Source organism: Pseudomonas sp. WS 5079 (genome assembly GCF_012985465.1).
GTDB lineage: Bacteria > Pseudomonadota > Gammaproteobacteria > Pseudomonadales > Pseudomonadaceae > Aquipseudomonas.
Genome location: NZ_JAAQWN010000003.1, coordinates 82,957 through 98,423 on the forward strand (window position 1 = coordinate 82,957; position 15,467 = coordinate 98,423).

General features: G+C 63.1%; 14 protein-coding genes. 9 read left to right on the top strand and 5 right to left on the bottom strand.

What is annotated here, in order from left to right:
• Positions 1 to 63 precede the first annotated feature (63 nt).
• Positions 64 to 984 carry a LysR family transcriptional regulator gene (locus HBO05_RS09155; RefSeq protein WP_169953938.1) on the bottom strand — a complete coding sequence of 307 codons (921 nt, stop codon included), beginning with the start codon at positions 982 to 984 and terminating at the stop codon, positions 64 to 66.
• Positions 985 to 1,165: 181 nt separating this feature from the next.
• On the opposite strand from HBO05_RS09155, the gene HBO05_RS09160 reads away from it, so the two are divergent.
• Entirely contained in the window at positions 1,166 to 2,071 is a 906-nt protein-coding gene (locus HBO05_RS09160; RefSeq protein ID WP_169953937.1) for a TauD/TfdA family dioxygenase, read from the top strand.
• Positions 2,072 to 2,200: 129 nt separating this feature from the next.
• Here HBO05_RS09160 and HBO05_RS09165 read toward each other — a convergent pair whose 3' ends face one another.
• Together HBO05_RS09165 and HBO05_RS09170 are read right to left on the bottom strand one after the other, a co-directional pair.
• A complete protein-coding gene (locus tag HBO05_RS09165; protein ID WP_172312422.1) occupies positions 2,201 to 3,805 on the bottom strand; it encodes an alkaline phosphatase family protein in 1,605 nt (534 codons plus the stop codon).
• A 159-nt stretch (positions 3,806 to 3,964) separates the two neighbouring features.
• Positions 3,965 to 4,909 (bottom strand): LysR family transcriptional regulator, encoded by a 945-nt coding sequence (locus HBO05_RS09170; RefSeq protein WP_169953935.1) that lies wholly within the window; start codon positions 4,907 to 4,909, stop codon positions 3,965 to 3,967.
• Between the two features lie 155 nt (positions 4,910 to 5,064).
• Between HBO05_RS09170 and HBO05_RS09180 the strand changes: the two genes are divergently transcribed.
• Positions 5,065 to 7,413 (top strand): TonB-dependent receptor, encoded by a 2,349-nt coding sequence (locus tag HBO05_RS09180; protein ID WP_172312423.1) that lies wholly within the window; start codon positions 5,065 to 5,067, stop codon positions 7,411 to 7,413.
• A 92-nt stretch (positions 7,414 to 7,505) separates the two neighbouring features.
• Here the strand turns inward: HBO05_RS09180 and HBO05_RS09185 are convergent, their stop codons facing one another.
• Positions 7,506 to 8,690 carry a CynX/NimT family MFS transporter gene (locus tag HBO05_RS09185; RefSeq protein WP_172312424.1) on the bottom strand — a complete coding sequence of 395 codons (1,185 nt, stop codon included), beginning with the start codon at positions 8,688 to 8,690 and terminating at the stop codon, positions 7,506 to 7,508.
• On the bottom strand, positions 8,677 to 9,138 hold the full coding sequence (locus tag HBO05_RS09190) for a nucleoside deaminase (protein ID WP_172312425.1): 462 nt from the start codon (positions 9,136 to 9,138) through the stop codon (positions 8,677 to 8,679). Before HBO05_RS09190 ends, HBO05_RS09185 begins: the two co-directional genes overlap by 14 nt.
• Before the next feature lie 104 nt (positions 9,139 to 9,242).
• Between HBO05_RS09190 and HBO05_RS09195 the strand changes: the two genes are divergently transcribed.
• The 7 genes from HBO05_RS09195 to HBO05_RS09225 all read left to right on the top strand — a co-directional run bounded on the left by HBO05_RS09195 (position 9,243) and on the right by HBO05_RS09225 (position 15,100).
• Positions 9,243 to 10,094 carry a LysR substrate-binding domain-containing protein gene (locus tag HBO05_RS09195; RefSeq protein WP_170042320.1) on the top strand — a complete coding sequence of 284 codons (852 nt, stop codon included), beginning with the start codon at positions 9,243 to 9,245 and terminating at the stop codon, positions 10,092 to 10,094.
• A gap of 238 nt (positions 10,095 to 10,332) precedes the next feature.
• Positions 10,333 to 11,142: an energy transducer TonB gene (locus tag HBO05_RS09200; protein ID WP_169953931.1), complete on the top strand. Its 810-nt coding sequence runs from the start codon at positions 10,333 to 10,335 to the stop codon at positions 11,140 to 11,142.
• 42 nt (positions 11,143 to 11,184) lie between these two features.
• Complete coding sequence (locus HBO05_RS09205) at positions 11,185 to 11,910, top strand: MotA/TolQ/ExbB proton channel family protein (RefSeq protein ID WP_169953930.1); 726 nt, start codon at positions 11,185 to 11,187, stop codon at positions 11,908 to 11,910.
• 1 nt (position 11,911) lies between these two features.
• Entirely contained in the window at positions 11,912 to 12,313 is a 402-nt protein-coding gene (locus HBO05_RS09210) for a biopolymer transporter ExbD (protein ID WP_029299521.1), read from the top strand.
• A gap of 297 nt (positions 12,314 to 12,610) precedes the next feature.
• Positions 12,611 to 13,192 (top strand): alpha/beta hydrolase, encoded by a 582-nt coding sequence (locus tag HBO05_RS09215; RefSeq protein WP_032856553.1) that lies wholly within the window; start codon positions 12,611 to 12,613, stop codon positions 13,190 to 13,192.
• Between the two features lie 49 nt (positions 13,193 to 13,241).
• Positions 13,242 to 14,168 carry a sigma 54-interacting transcriptional regulator gene (locus HBO05_RS09220; RefSeq protein ID WP_169953929.1) on the top strand — a complete coding sequence of 309 codons (927 nt, stop codon included), beginning with the start codon at positions 13,242 to 13,244 and terminating at the stop codon, positions 14,166 to 14,168.
• A gap of 149 nt (positions 14,169 to 14,317) precedes the next feature.
• Positions 14,318 to 15,100: a MetQ/NlpA family ABC transporter substrate-binding protein gene (locus tag HBO05_RS09225; protein WP_169953928.1), complete on the top strand. Its 783-nt coding sequence runs from the start codon at positions 14,318 to 14,320 to the stop codon at positions 15,098 to 15,100.
• The last annotated feature ends 367 nt before the right edge of the window (positions 15,101 to 15,467 follow it).

Consider the following 15,467-nt stretch of genomic DNA (forward strand, 5'->3'; position numbering starts at 1 on the left):
AAGCCAGCCCCCACATGGGAGTGCGGTCAAATGTGGGAGCTGGCTTGCCTGCGATGGCGCCCTTCAGACCGCCACATCCACCTCCTGCCGATCCACCGCCACCAACGTCTCGATCATCGCTTTTGCCGCCGGCGACAAGCGCGAGCCGGTGCGGCTGACGATCCCGCACCGCGCGCTCATGGTCTCCATGTTCTGTGGCAGGTTGCGCCAGTGCAGCAGCACCAGGGCGCCGCGGGCGATGTCCTCGGCAAAGGCTTCCTCGGTGCCCACGCCAATGGCGTTGGACTGCAACACGATCTTCACCAGCGCCGGGAAGTGTTCGGTCTGGATGCTCGGTGAAAAGTCCATGCGCCCGCTGAGGTTCGCCAGCAGTTTGCGAATGCCCTGGGAGATCAGCGGCGACGCCAGCGGGTAGTCGAACATGTCGTTGGTCGAAAGGCTGTCCTTGGCCAGCAGTGGGTGGCCAGGCCTGCAAAAAAATACCCCGCGCTTGGGCGAAAGCGCCTGGGTCTGAAAATTCGGATCGGCTTCGAACTGGCGGATGTCGGCGATAAAGAATTCGATCTCTTCCCGGCTCAGGCTGCGGCTCAGGGTTTCCCAGTTATCCACCTGAAATCGCGTGCGGATTTTCGGGTGCGCGTTGACGAAGCGCGCCACCGCGTCCGGCACCAGCTTCACCGCTGGCGCCGGGCCGCAACCGAAGCGCAGTTCGCCGGCATCGAGCTTGGTCATGCGCGTCACTTCACTGCTCAGCAGCGCGGCGCCGTGCACCAGGCTCAGGGCATGTTGCAGCACCACCTGGCCTTCCGGGGTGGGGCGCAGATCCTTGTGGCCACGGTCCACCAGCACGCAGCCAAATTCCTGTTCCAGGCCCTGGATGCTGCGGCTGAACGCCGGTTGCGTGATGCCCATGGCGTCGGCCGCGCGCACAAAACTGCGGTGTTCGTTGAGGGCGATGAAGTAGCGCAGTTGGCGAAGATCCATATGCTTTCCCGGCATTTTAAAAATAGGTCGAAGGCATTTGCGACCAGGGGAGCTGAGGTTTTAAATGCAAGCTCTTATTCCGTCAACGAAGCATGTGTTCATTTGCTAGACCTAAATTGCATATGAATAGAGCGTTGGCACAGCGTCACCCAACCGTAAGCAGACACATGAGGGTCATCCAATGAGCAATGCCGCACTCGCTGTTCAACCCGTCGCCCTGGCGCTGGATATCCACCCGGTCGCCGGGCGTATCGGCGCCGAGATCCGGGGCATCAAACTGTCCGGCGACCTCGACGCCGCCACCGTCGACGCCATCCAGCAAGCGCTGGTGCAGTACAAGGTGATCTTCTTTCGGCAGCAGACTCACCTCGATGACCAGAGCCAGGAAGCGTTTGCCCACTTGCTCGGCGAGCCGATTGCCCACCCCACGGTGCCGGTGCGCGATGGCACGCGGTTTTTGCTGGAACTCGATGGCGCCCGTGGTCATCGTGCCAACTCCTGGCACACCGATGTGACCTTCGTCGATGCGTACCCCAAGGCCTCGATCCTGCGTTCGGTGCTGGCGCCGCCATCGGGTGGCGACACGGTCTGGGCCAACACTTCCAGCGCCTACAACGACTTGACGCCCGAAGTGCGCGCGCTGGCCGACACCCTGTGGGCGGTACACAGCAACGAATACGACTACGCCGCGCGCAAGCCGGATGTGGCGCCTGAAAAGCTCGAGGAATACCGCAAAATCTTCACCTCGACGGTGTACGAGACCGAGCACCCGGTGGTGCGCGTACACCCGGTCAGCGGCGAGAAGACCTTGCTGCTGGGGCATTTCGTCAAGCGCCTGAAGGGCTACTCGCAGGCCGATTCCGCGCACTTGTTCAACTTGCTGCAAAGCCACGTCACCCGCCTGGAAAACACCGTGCGCTGGCGCTGGAACACCGGCGACGTAGCGATCTGGGACAACCGCGCCACCCAGCATTACGCAGTGGATGACTACGGCACCCAGGAACGCATCGTGCGCCGCGTGACCCTCAAGGGTGATGTGCCGGTCGGGGTACAGGGGCAGCGGAGCCAGACCATCAAGGGCGTGTAGCCCAGCGCAGATCAACTGTGGGAGATCAACTGTGGGAGCGGGCTTGCCCGCGATAGCGGTATGTCAGTTAACAACTGTGTTGGCTGATCCACCGCTATCGCGGGCAAGCCCGCTCCCACAGGGGGGGGGTCACCAAACCCCGATCTGCACCACCTTTTCCGCTTCCGGCTCCCCATAACGAAACCGTTGGCCACGCAGGTCAATCTCCGCGTGGCTGATGGTGGTGCGCCGCTTCAAACCCCGCAGCCATTCGAACAGATAGCCCTGATGCTCTTCGCGCACCGGGGCATACGCCGGGTCAGCGCCCAAATCGTGCAGTTCCTGGGGATCGTTTTCGAGGTCGAACAGCTGCGCGCGAAAGCCGTCATAGGCCAGGTATTTCCAGCGTTCGCTGCGCACCATGGTCATGCGGCAACGGTCGATCGGCTGCGCCAGGCGTTCGCGGGCCGGGGCCTGGAAGGCGTAGTCGTACTCGGCAATGGCGTAGCGGCGCCAGTCGGTTTCCAGGCCATGCAGCAGCGCGATCAACGAGCGGCCTTCCAGGCGATGCTCGGCGTTGGGCAGGCCCAGGGCCTCAAGGAACGTGGGCAGGGCATCGATGGTTTCCACCAGGCGCGCGTCCACCGTACCCCGACTGATATCGGCAGCGGCACGCGGGTCGCGGACAATCAGCGGAACCCCCACCGCGGGCTCCAGCAAAAACTCTTTTTCGCCCAGGTGGTGGTCGCCGAGGAAGTCGCCATGGTCGCTGGTGAACACAATCAGCGTGTCATCCCAGCGGCCAGTGCTGTGCAGCACATCGAACAGTCGGCCGAGCTGGTCATCGACCTGCTTGATCAGGCCCATGTAGGTGGGAATCACCCGTAGCCGTACCTCGTCGCGAGAAAAATTCAGGCTTTCCTGGTGTTGGCGGAAGGCCTGGTACACCGGGTGATCGCTGGCCTGCCCGGGCTCGGCGCGGATGGGCGCCTGCACCTGATCGACGCCATACAACGCGTGATACGGCGCAGGCGCGATATAGGGCCAGTGCGGCTTGATGTACGACAGGTGCAGGCACCAGGGCTGCTCGCCTTGTTCGTGGATAAAGTCGATGGCGCGGTCGGTGGTGTAGACCGTCTCCGAATGCGCCTCGTCCACCCGCGCCGGCAAGTGGGCGTTGCGCATGTGCCAGCCACTCAGCACTTCCCCGCCTTCGCCGGCGGCGGCGTTGGCCCATTCATGCCAGGGATTGGCGCCGGCATAACCCTGTTCGCGCAGGTAGTGGGTGTAGGGCGCGGACTCGCGCTTGCTTTCGAACAGCGGGCTGTCGGGGAAGATCCCGTCATGGCGAAAGTACGCCTCGAATCCGACCTCGTTGAGTGGCTGCGCTTGCGCGCTGTCGGGGTCGATCTCCAGGCGTTGCAAGGCGTCGAGATTGGGCGTGGCGTGGGTCTTGCCCACCAGCGCGGTGCGGATACCGTGGGGGCGCAGGTAGTCGCCGATGGTCAGCTCTTCCAGGGGCAGCGGCACGGCGTTCCATGCCACTTGATGGCTGCTGACGTAGCGCCCGGTATAGGCCGACATGCGCGACGGCCCGCAGATCGTGCCCTGGGTGTAGGCACGACTGAAACGCACGCCGGCGGCGGCCAGGCGATCGATATTGGGCGTGTGCAGGTGGGCGTGGCCGTAGCAGGAAAGGTAATCGCGACGCAGTTGGTCGCACATGATGTAGAGCACGTTGCGCACAGGGGACATGAGGGTTTACCGAACGGGGAACAGGCGGTGTTTTTCGCCGGTGAAGCGGGGGTGAGGCAAGTGCATTTGGGGAATGAGGTTTATGCAGTCGGTGCATGGTCAGCCCACATTGGAATGCGATCAACCTGTGGAAGCGGGCTTGCCCGCGATAGCGGTCGTTCAGACCGCAAGATTCTCCAGCTCACACACCTGCTCATCCTGCTCATCCACCTCCTTGATCTGCTCGATCATCGCCTCCGCCAGCGGCGACAACCGATACCCCGCCCGACTGACGATGCCATAGCGGGTGTAACGCTCCTCCAGGTCTTCGGCCAGGCCGTCGATCTTCAAGCACACCAAGTCGCCCCGGGCCATGTGCAGCACGTCGCTGTTGGCGCTGACGATACCGATGGCGTCGGAACGCAGCACCACCCCCAGCAGGCTGTAGCCGTTCTCGCATTCGACATTGGGCGTGTAGTCCGGCCGGCCGCTGAGGTCGACGATGACCTTGCGCAGGTTCGGCGGGCGGATGGTCACGGCCAGGGGATAACTCATCAGCTCGGCGGCGCTGACACTTTCGCGCTGGGCCAACGGGTGCCCGCTGCGGCAGCAAAAGTGCCATTTGCGCGGGCGCAGGCGGTGGGTCTGGTAGTCGGGGTTGGCTTCGAAGTGGCGGGTGTCGGCGACGAAGAATTCGAACTCTTCGCTGAGCAGGCGCTTGCCCAGGCTTTGCCAGTCATCCACCTGGAACTGCACGCGAGCCTTGGGGTAGCGCCCGATAAAGCTGCCGATCGCGCGCGGGATCAACCCGGCCGCCGGGGCCGGGCCGCAGCCAAAGCGCAGCTCGCCGGCTTCCAGGCCGTTGAACTGGCTGATCTCGTTGGCCAACTGCTGCGCGCCGCTGACCAGGCGCCGTGCATGTTCCAGCAGCACCTGGCCTTGCTTGGTCGGGGCCAGGTCCTTGCGCCCGCGATCCACCAGTTGGCAGCCGGCACTGTGCTCCAGGGCCTGGATGCTACGGCTGAAGGCCGATTGCGACAGGTTCACGGTGGTCGCGGCCGCGACAAAGCTGCGCTGTTCGGCGAGGGCGATGAAGTGACGGAGCTGGCGCAAGTCGATATGCATTTTTCACATTAAAAATATCGGGGAAATGCATTGGCTATGCATTAGGTCGACTCCTTATAAAGGCTATCTCTTATGCAGTAAATGTTTGTAAAAACATAAATAAATAACTTTATCGAATATGTGACTGTGCATATTCCGCGATTCCGGAGCCGCTTATGAGTGTGTCGAAGCCCGCTGTACCGTCTTCCCCCTGGCGGCTCAAGCGCCTGCCCCTGGCGCTGTTGCTGGCGGGCAGTGCCAGTTGGTTGCCGAGCCAGGCCGCCGAAACACCCGCCCCCGCGCGCAAGGGCGAGAGCGCCAGCGGGCAACTGGAAACGGTCACCGTGACGGCTCGCCGCCGCACCGAAAGCGCCCAGGAAGTGCCCACGCCCATGAGTGTGATCGGTGGCCAGGCGCTGGAAAGCCAGCGGGTCTACCGGATCCAGGATTTGCAGCAACTGGTGCCCAGCGTCAACGTCGCCTACATGCATGCGCGCCAGTCCAGCGTGTCGATTCGCGGCCTGGGCAACAACCCGGCCAGCGATGGCCTGGAAGGCAGTGTCGGGCTGTATATCGATAACGTGTACCTCGGGCGCCCGGGCATGGCGGTATTCGACCTGATGGACATCGAGCAGCTTGAGGTCTTGCGCGGCCCGCAAGGCACGCTGTTTGGCAAGAACACCACGGCCGGGGTGATCAATATCAGCACCCGCGCGCCGAGCTTCACCCCGGAGCGCAGCATCGAGACCTCGGTGGGCGAAGACGGTTATTTCCAGACCAAGGGCACGATTTCCGGGCCGCTCAACGATGAGCTGGCCGGGCGCTTTTCGGCCTATCGCACCCGCAGCGACGGCGATATCCAGAACCAATACAACGGCCACGACCTCAACGGCGGTTCACGCCAGGGCTTTCGCGGGCAACTGCTGTACAAACCCAACGAGGCGTTCAACCTGCGCTGGATCGGCGACTACAACGAAGAGGACTCCAGCGCCGGCACCCGCGTGCTGTACAGCACCGGCCCGACCATCAACGGCACCAACCTCTACCAATCGCGGGCCGATGCGGCCGGGGCGACCCTGGTCAATGGCTCCCACCGCAAGGTCAACCTGGACAACGACCAGCGCGTCACAGTGTTCCAGGGTGGCACGTCCCTTGAGGCCAACTGGACCCTGCCCAGCGACTTCACCCTGACCTCGGTCAGCGCCTACCGCTGGTGGAATTTCACCCCGCGCAACGACGACGGCCTTAACGTGCCGGCCTCGTATAACGCTGGTGTGTCGGTGGAAGATAAACAGTGGTCCCAGGAGTTTCGCCTGGCCTCGCCTACCGGTGGGTTCTTCGATTACGTGGTGGGCGCTTACTACTTTGGCTCCGACCTGGACAACAAATCCTTCGCTTACTACGGGCCCCAGGCCGATATCTGGAACGGCACGCCTGCTGGGGCCTTGAGCAATGTCAGCAGCGTCGGCAACGGGCATATCCGCACCGACAGTTTTGCCCTGTTCGCCCAGGGCACCTGGCACCTTACCGAACGCCTGGATTTCACTGCCGGCCTGCGCGGCACCTATGAAGAAAAAAGCGCCTCGGTCAGCCGCAACGCGCCGCTGGGTGGCGCAACCGTGGCGGGCGCGGCAGCCACCGCACGCCGTGGCCGTGCCGGAGCCTACGATTCCGGCGATCTCAACCAGTACAGCACCAGCCCTTCTGGCCTGCTCAACCTCAGCTACCGTTTCAGCGATGACTTGCTCGGCTATGCGACCTTGTCCCACGGTGAGAAATCCGGCGGGGTCAACCTGGCAGTGGGCTCTGCCCCGACCGCTGGCGCAGACTCGCTGTTGATCGGCACCGAGCGCGCCAACAACGCCGAGTTGGGCTTTAAGAGCACGCTGTGGGACCGTCGCCTGCAACTCAACGCCAACCTGTTCTGGACCCAGGTCAACGGCTACCAGACCAACGCCTACGACTATGGCAACCGCGTGCAGTACCTGACCAACGCCGGCTCCGTGCGCTCGCGTGGGGTGGAGCTGGAAAGCACCCTGGTGCCGATCCGTGGCCTGACGCTGAACATCAATGGCTCGTTCAACGATGTGCGCTACCTGTCGTACAAAGATGCGCCATGCCCACCGGAAGTCAGCCTGCGCCCGGGTGCACCGGCCTCGTGCGATCTCAGCGGGCACCCGGTGGTGGGCGCCTCGAAGTGGATTGCCAACGCCAACGGCGAATACAAGTGGAACCTGGATAACGGTTTGGAGCCCTACGTCACCGCAAGCTATGCCTACCGGTCCAAGGCGGTGGGTACGGTGGAGGATTCGGATTACGGGCAGATCCCGGGTTATGCGGTGGTCAACCTGTCCACCGGCCTGCGCGGCGATTTCCAGCAGGGTCAGTGGGACGTGTCGCTATGGCTGAAAAACGCCTTCGACAAGACCTACTACACCACCCTGTGGACAGGCGGCAACGGTGGCTATGAAGGGCTGCTGGGCACCCCGCGCACGCTGGGGGTGACCGGGCGCTACGACTTCTAGCCCCCATCCGTAGGAGCCGGCTTGCCGGCGATAGCGGTCTATCGGTCACCGGATCGATATCTGACCCACCGCCATCGCCGGCAAGCCGGCTCCTACAGCAGGGCGGCTTCGCGCGCAGGCTCTGTGCGGTAGGTGGCCGGGCTGAAGACCCGGGTCACCACCAGCATTGCGATCACCGTCACGGTCAGCACCACCCAGGCGCTGACAAAACTGCCGGTGAGTTCGCGCAGCCAGCCGGTCATCCACGGCGACACGGCATTGATCAGAAAACCCACGCCCTGCACGAATGCCGCCAGTTGCCCGGCTTCCCGTGGGTCGCGGCGATGGTCCAGGGTCAACAGCAGGCTCAGGGCAAAACATGCCCCCAGGCCGAAGCCGATCAGCGCCACCCACAGGTGCGGGTATTGCAGCGGCGCCAGCAGCAGGCCGAGGTAGCCCACGGTCTGGGCCAGCAGGCTGATGGTCAGCAAGGGCCGGCGGTCGATACCACGTTGCGCCAGCGCCGGCATCAACAGCGCGGCAATTACCTGGAAAATCGTCATGAACGCCAGCAGCGAGCCGCTGGGCAGCACGCCCCAACCCAGTTGCTGGTAGTACGCCGGCAGCCACGCCACCATGCTCATGTACCCGCAGTTCACCAGGCCGAAATACAGCGCCAGTAACCAGGCGCGACGATTGCGCAGGCCCTGGAGCGGCGCGCTCACCTGCAGGTTTTTCGCCGCGCCCAACGGCAGCCACGCCCACAGCAGCAACGCGCCGAGCGCCGGCAGCAGCCAGATGCCAAGGCCGGCCTGCCAGTGCTGGAAATGGCTGGCCACCAGCGGGCTGAGCAGCGCCGCCAAGCCACCGCCACCCATCAACGAGGCTGAGTACACCCCCATCGCCAGTGGCACCCGGTGGTGGAACTGGCGCTTGATCATCGCCGGCACCAGCGCCTGGATCAGCGCTACCCCGGCGCCGCCCAGCAACGCCGTGGCCAGCAGTGCCGGTGCCTGGCCCAGCAGCCAGCGCGCCAGGCACGCCAGCAGGATCATCATCAAGCCCAGGGCAATCCCGCGTCGTTCGCCCAGCTGCGCCTCGACACGGATGCCCACTAGCGCCACCAGACCCATGCACACCACCGGCAGGCTGGTGAGCAAGGCACTGCTCTGGAAACTCAGGCCGGTGGCCAGGCGGATTTCCCCGAGCAACGGGCTGATAGAGCTGAGGATCGGCCGCAGGTTGAGGCCCAGCACGACCAGCAGGCCCCAGCCGGCGAGGGATTTATTCAGGGTCATGCAGGGTTTTCCATTGACGGTAAAGGGCTTGCATGGCCGGCACAGGCAAGTGCTCGACGGGCAAGGGCTGTGCGCTCAGTGCCAGGCCCATCTGCTGGTAAATCGCTGCGGTCGACAGGCCAAAAGGCGCGGCCATTTCATTGCTCGCGGCAAACACCACGCGGGATACGCCGCACATATACATCGCGCCCAGGCACATCGGGCACGGCTGGCCGCTGGCGTAGATCACACAGCCTTCAAGGCGTGGGCCCAGTTGCTCGCTGGCGCGGCGAATGGCGAGCATCTCGGCGTGGGCAGTGGGGTCCTGGTCGAGGTGGATCTGGTTGACCGCTTCCACCAACACCTCGCCGTGCTTGACCAGGACGGCGCCAAACGGCCGTCCGCCACAGGCCACGTTGTCCTGCGCCAGGGCAACGGCGCGTTGCAGATGACGCTGATCGTCAGTCATGGAAAATCTCCCCTCTCGGTGAACGCGAAGTATGGCCACCGCCTGGGGTATTCTGAAATTAAATATAACCATGCCAACCAGTGGCAAACCCGATGGTGGTGTTCATGTTCGATCCCGTGCTGTTGCGCAGTTTTGTCGCCGTTGTCGATTGTGCGAATTTCACCCGCGCCGCCGAACGCCTGCACCTCACCCAATCCACGGTCAGCCAGCAATTGCGCCGCCTGGAAGACAGTGTCGGCTGCCGCTTGCTCGACCGTGATCAGCGCCGGGTGGTGGCAACGGTCGAGGGTGAACGCCTGCTGGCCTATGCGCGGCGCATCCTGGCACTCAACGAAGAAGCCGCCGATGTGCTGATCAACCAGCAGAGCGACGGTGTGCTGCGCCTGGGCGTGCCCGAGGATTTTGCCGCCGAGCGCCTGATGCCGTTGCTGTCGGCGTTTGTCGTGGCCTACCCACGGGTGCGCCTGGAGGTCACCAGCGGCCTGGGGCCGGCGCTGTTGCGTCAGTATCGCGGCGGTGAGTTCGATGTGTTGCTGGTCAAGCAGATGGGCGACAGCGACGACTGCCTGGCCTCCTGGCCGGAGCCGTTGTGCTGGGTCGATAGCCGCCACATGCCGGCCCTGGGCCGCGACCCATTGCCCTTGGTGGCGTTCCCGGTGGGCGGCCTGTACCGCAATGAAATGCTCCAGCACCTGGAAGTCGGTGGCTGGCGCTGGCGCATTGGCTATTCCAGCGCGAGCCTGGCCAGTGTGTGTTCGGCGGTGGCGGCGGGGTTGGGCATCAGCCTGCTGCCTGAGCGGGTGGTGCAGGCCGGGCATGTGGTGCTCGGCGCCGACAGTGGTTTGCCCGCGGTGCAGGGCGTGCGGCTGGCGCTGTATGGGCGCAATGGGATGGGGGCGGCGGGGCAGAGCCTGCAGGGGCAATTGTGGGATTTATGCGAGGCCAGCCCGCGCTGAGCCATGCCTTTGAGGAATATTTTGCATGCCCGCAAAGCATCATGATTTTGCCTCTCGCCGCTAGGCCCCGTGGGGCGTGGCTTTGGGCCAAGCGCTGATTTTTCATATTCCTGTTTGGTCTATGTATAACTTTAAAGATTACTTTAAGAGATAAGCGTCTGCCCCCGATGATTCAGCTCTCGACGGTCGCCCCGCAGGCCCGTCGGTTTTTTCGCTGAAGACAGCAGGGAGTGAATCAATGGGCAATGTCCAGACCGCCGCCAGTGCACATGAGGCGCAGTGGCGCCAGGCACCGAGTGGTGAGTTGGTCGACCTTGGCCGGCCGCATCGCGCGCCCTTGGGGCAGTTGCGTTTGCAGAAAACCCCCAAGGGGATCTTGAGCCGCCGTGAAGGCATTTTATTGGGCCTGTTGGCGCTGGCGCTGCATGGCGCGGTGATCTACTGGGTCAGCCAGAAACCGGTGCCGGTGCTGCCGATTGTGCCGCCGGAAATTCCACCGATGACCATCGAGTTTTCCCAGCCGGCGCCGCCGGTGGTGGAACCGCCGCCGCCTGTACCGCCACCGCCGCCAGTTGTAGAACCACCGCCACCGGTCGTGGATGAGTTGGCGGCCAAGCCGGCGCCACCCAAGCCGGTTCCCAAGCCCAAGCCAAAACCTGTGCCCAAGCCCGAACCCAAGCCGGTGCCCAAAGCCGTCGAACAGCCGCCTGCGCCACCCCAGCCGGCACCCCCCGCGCCCACGCCAGCTGCGCCTGCGCCGGCACCGGTGACGCCTGCTTCGGCCAACGCTGCGTACCTGAAGAACCCGGCGCCCGAGTACCCATCACTGGCCCAGCGCCGTGGCTGGGAAGGCACGGTGTTGTTGCGGGTGCATGTATTGGCCAGCGGCAAGCCCGGTGAAATCCAGGTGCAAAAGAGCAGCGGTCGCCAGCAACTCGACGACGCCGCACTCAGCGCCGTGAAGCGCTGGAGCTTCGTGCCCGCCAAGCAGGGCGACGTGGCCCAGGATGGCTGGGTCAGCGTACCTATCGATTTCAAGATTCATTGAGCCTTTGCTCGACACTCTATCGCTTACACCGAGGACCGCATCATGACGTTACTGGCATCTCCACTTGAATCCATCGAAAGCGCGGTGATCTGGCTGCTGGTGGTTTTTTCCGTCGCCACCTGGGGCCTGGCCCTGCTCAAGGGCGTGCAGTTCGGCCGCCTCAAGGCCCAGGATCGCAAGTTCCACAAACAGTTCTGGGCAGCGTCGAGTCTCGATTCGGCCGCCGAACTGAGCGAAACCCACCCCGGCGCCGCCGCCCGTGTGGCCCAGGCCGGTTATGCAGCGATCCAGGTCGGTGATGCGCCGCACGCCGCTGACTTGAGCCAGGCGATCAACCACCAGGACCGCCTCGAACGTGCCCTGCGCCAGCAGATTGTGCGTGAGCGGCGCTCCCTGGAAACCGGCCTGGCCGTGGTCGCGAGTATTGGCAGCACCTCGCCCTTTATCGGGCTGTTCGGCACCGTGTGGGGGATCATGGAAGCGTTGAAAGGGATCAGCGCCGCGGGCTCCGCCAGCCTCGAAACCGTGGCCGGGCCCATCGGTGCGGCGCTGGTCGCGACCGGCGTGGGGATCGCCGTCGCCGTACCGGCGGTACTGGTCTACAACTATTTTCTGCGTCGCCTGAAGCTGACAGCTGCCGACCTGGATGACTTCGCCCATGACTTCTACAGCCTGGCGCAGAAAAATTCGTTCCGCGTGCTGGTCCACCCGGCGCTGCACAAAAACGCCGCCCAGGGCAGCGCGCAAAAAGTGAAGGAGGCGTCCTGATATGGCCTTCTCCACCCAAGACAGCGACGAGGTACTGAGTGAGATCAACGTCACGCCCCTGGTGGACGTGATGCTGGTACTGCTGGTGGTGTTTATCGTCACCGCCCCGCTGTTGACCAATGCGATCCCGATCAACCTGCCCAAGACCGAGGCCGTGGCCCCGGTGGAGCAGAAAGACCCGTTGGTGGTGAGCATCGACGGCGCCGGCAAAGTGTTTATCAACAAGGATGAAATCCAGCCGGACCTGCTGGAATTCAACCTGCAGGCCGCCAAGGCGAAGGACCCAGAGGTGCGGGTACAACTGCAGGCTGACGATGGTGTGAACTATGGCGAAGTGGCTCGGGCCATGGCGTCGATTGAGCGAGCGGGAATTACCAAGCTGTCGGTGATTACTGCGCGTTAGTGTCAACAGCCTCGACAATTTTTTGGCCGTCTCCTTGGCAGGGTGCGGCCTTTTTTTTGCCTGTGATTTAAGCCGTCTTCCCAACCCCTGTAGGAGCTGGCTTGCCAGCGATAGCGGTGAGTCAGTCGATGAATGTTTCGGCGGACACGGCGCAATCGCCGGCAAGCCAGCGCCTACATTTTGAGCGAAATGGTTTTGTGTTTTTGGTTATTAATAAATAGCTTCTTATTCCTTAACGAATATATGCCCCGTCCCTATACTGGTCAGCAACGTTAAACGCTGCAGGAGGGCACACCCATGCACAGCGAGTTGATCCGTTACCTGATCGTGCCGGGCTGGCAAGGATCGCCAGAAGATCATTGGCAAACCCATTGGCAGAACAGCCTGCCCAACAGCGCCCGCGTGGAGCAGGCCGACTGGTTGACCCCGCGCCGCGAAGACTGGGTGGCGGCCCTGGCTGAAGCCATTGCGGCCGACAGCACTCCGGTGATTCTCATTGCCCACAGCCTGGGTTGCATCACCGTGGCGCACTGGGCGGCCAGCGCGCCATTGCAGTTCCTGCGCCAGGTGCGCGGGGCCTTGCTGGTGGCCCCGGCGGATGTCGAGCGCCCCGCGTGTGCGCCGGCGTTGCGCAACTTTGCACCGATTCCGCGCGACCTGTTGCCGTTTCCCAGCCAGGTCGTCAGCTCCGACAACGACAGTGCGGTCAGCGCCCCTCGGGCCCTGGAGCTGGCGCGGAACTGGGGGGCTGAAGCCGGAATTCTCGCAGGCGCCGGGCATATCAACGTGAAGTCCGGCCACCAGCGCTGGGAGCAGGGTTTCGCCTACCTCTATCGCCTGCAAAACCGTCTGGAGCATCACTCCCGGCGCCGCGCCTAATACTTTTCAACGCCCCGTCCCTTAAGTGGAATTGGGGCGGGAGCCTGCCATGAGCCTGCATGAAACCTTTGGCCAGCCACTGCTGACCTTCCCCGATGCCGAAAAAAGCCCCTTGAGCATCCGCGCCAAGGCGCTGGTGTTTGTCGACCCCCGTTCCCGGCAACTGCGCGAAGACCTCCAAAGCCTGGCCCCGCGTGCCTTGCCCGTACTGATTCGCGGCGAAACCGGCAGCGGCAAAGAGCTGCTGGCGCGCCATATCCATCGTGGCAGTGACCGCAGCGGCCTGTTTGTGTCGGTCAACTGCGGTGCGATCAGCCCCACTTACGCCGATGCCGAACTGTTCGGCTATGCCGCCGGCAGCCACAGCGGCGCGGCCAGCAGCCGCGCCGGTTGGTTCGGCTCGGCCAACGGCGGCACCTTGTACCTCGATGAGATCGGTGACTTGCCGCTGCCGATCCAGATCAAGCTGCTCGCCGCCCTGGAAAACCACGAAGTCACTCGCGTCGGCGCCCATCAGCCGAGCCCGGTGGACGTGCGCCTGGTCGCTGCCACCAGCATCGACCTGGCCCAGGCGGTGGCCGTGGGTAAATTCCATGAGCGCCTGTTCCATTACCTCAGCGAAGGCCAGTTGGAACTGCCGGCGCTGCGCGAGCGCGTAGGCGACATCCTGTCCCTGGCCGAGTACTTCCTGGGGATCTACAGCCAGCGCCTGGACCTGCCGGTGCCGTTGATCAGCGAGGACGCGCAGCGGGTGCTGGAGCAGCACAGTTGGCCGGGCAATACGCGGGAGCTGGAGAACGTGATCCACTTTGCGCTGCTGGTCAGCAGCGGCGATGAGATCTTGCCGGAGCATCTGAACCTGCCGGTGGCGTCGGTGGCGCAGATTGAGCATCAGGTGCGACAGATCCTGAGCAGCGGCAGCGAAGTCGAGCGCGCAGCGTTGACGCGTCTGTTTCAGGGCTTGGGCTCTGTATGAGCAAAATGGAATATCAAAGTGAATAAAAGGTATTGTTCGGGAATAAAAAATATCGGTATTGTCCATTCCACGCCGCGATAGCACATCGCTGGCACCCCCATAAGAAGCGGCCGTCACCGACGTCCCGGATTTTCGATTAAGGACACTGCATGAAAAAGGTTCTGTTGTTCACCGCCCTGGCGGCGGCCCTGACTGCCGGTATCGCTCAAGCCAACGAAAAACTGGTGGTCGCGGCCACGCCGGTGCCGCACGCCGAGATCCTTGAGCTGATCAAGCCGACCCTGGCCAAAGAAGGCGTGGACCTGGAAATCAAGGTCTTCACCGACTACGTGCAACCGAACGTGCAAGTGGCCGAGAAGCGTCTGGACGCCAACTACTTCCAGACCCTGCCGTACCTGGAAAACTTCAACAAAGGTAAAGGCACCAACCTGGTCACCGTGATTGGCGTGCACGTAGAACCGTTTGGCGGCTACTCGAAGAAAGTCACCAAGCTTGAAGACCTGAAAGACGGCGCCACCGTGGCCATTCCCAACGAAGGCTCCAACAGCGGTCGCGCCCTGTTGCTGCTGCAGAAGGCCGGCCTGATTACCCTCAAGGACCCGAAAAACGCCCTGTCCACGCCAAAGGACATCGCCAGCAACCCGAAGAACCTGAAGTTCAAGGAACTGGAATCGGCCCTGCTGCCGCGCGTCCTGGACCAGGTCGACCTGGACATGATCAACACCAACTACGCCCTGGAAGCCGGCCTGAACCCGGCCAAGGATGCGTTGATCATTGAAGGCGCCGACTCGCCGTACGTGAACTATCTGGTAGCCCGTCCAGACAACAAGGACAGCGACGCCATCCAGAAACTCTCCAAGGCCCTGACCAGCCCTGAAGTCAAAGCCTTCATCGATAAGAAATACAGCGGCGCGGTGTTGCCGGCGTTCTGATTTGCCAAACCCCCTTCAAGGTTTGAACGCCGACGGCTGATACAGCGTCGGCGTTTTTTGTTGGGCAACGAGGATCAAAAATGTGGGAGCTGGCTTGCCTGCGCTGCAGGCACCTCGGTATGTCTGTCACACAGTGGTGATGCTATCGCAGGCAAGCCCGCCCCTACACAAGCCCGCTCCCACACTGCGCTACAAATCCCGGCGGTTGATCGCCCGCCGCAGCGCCACCAGCCATTTCACCAAGTCCTGCGGGTCAATCGGTTTTGTCTCGCTCATCTGGCATTCCCTCGCTGTTAAATGGCCCTCAGTCTGGGCACGCGCTGTCCTTCCCTGTGGTTCAGCGCTGAAAAAAAGACCCTTCCTACAC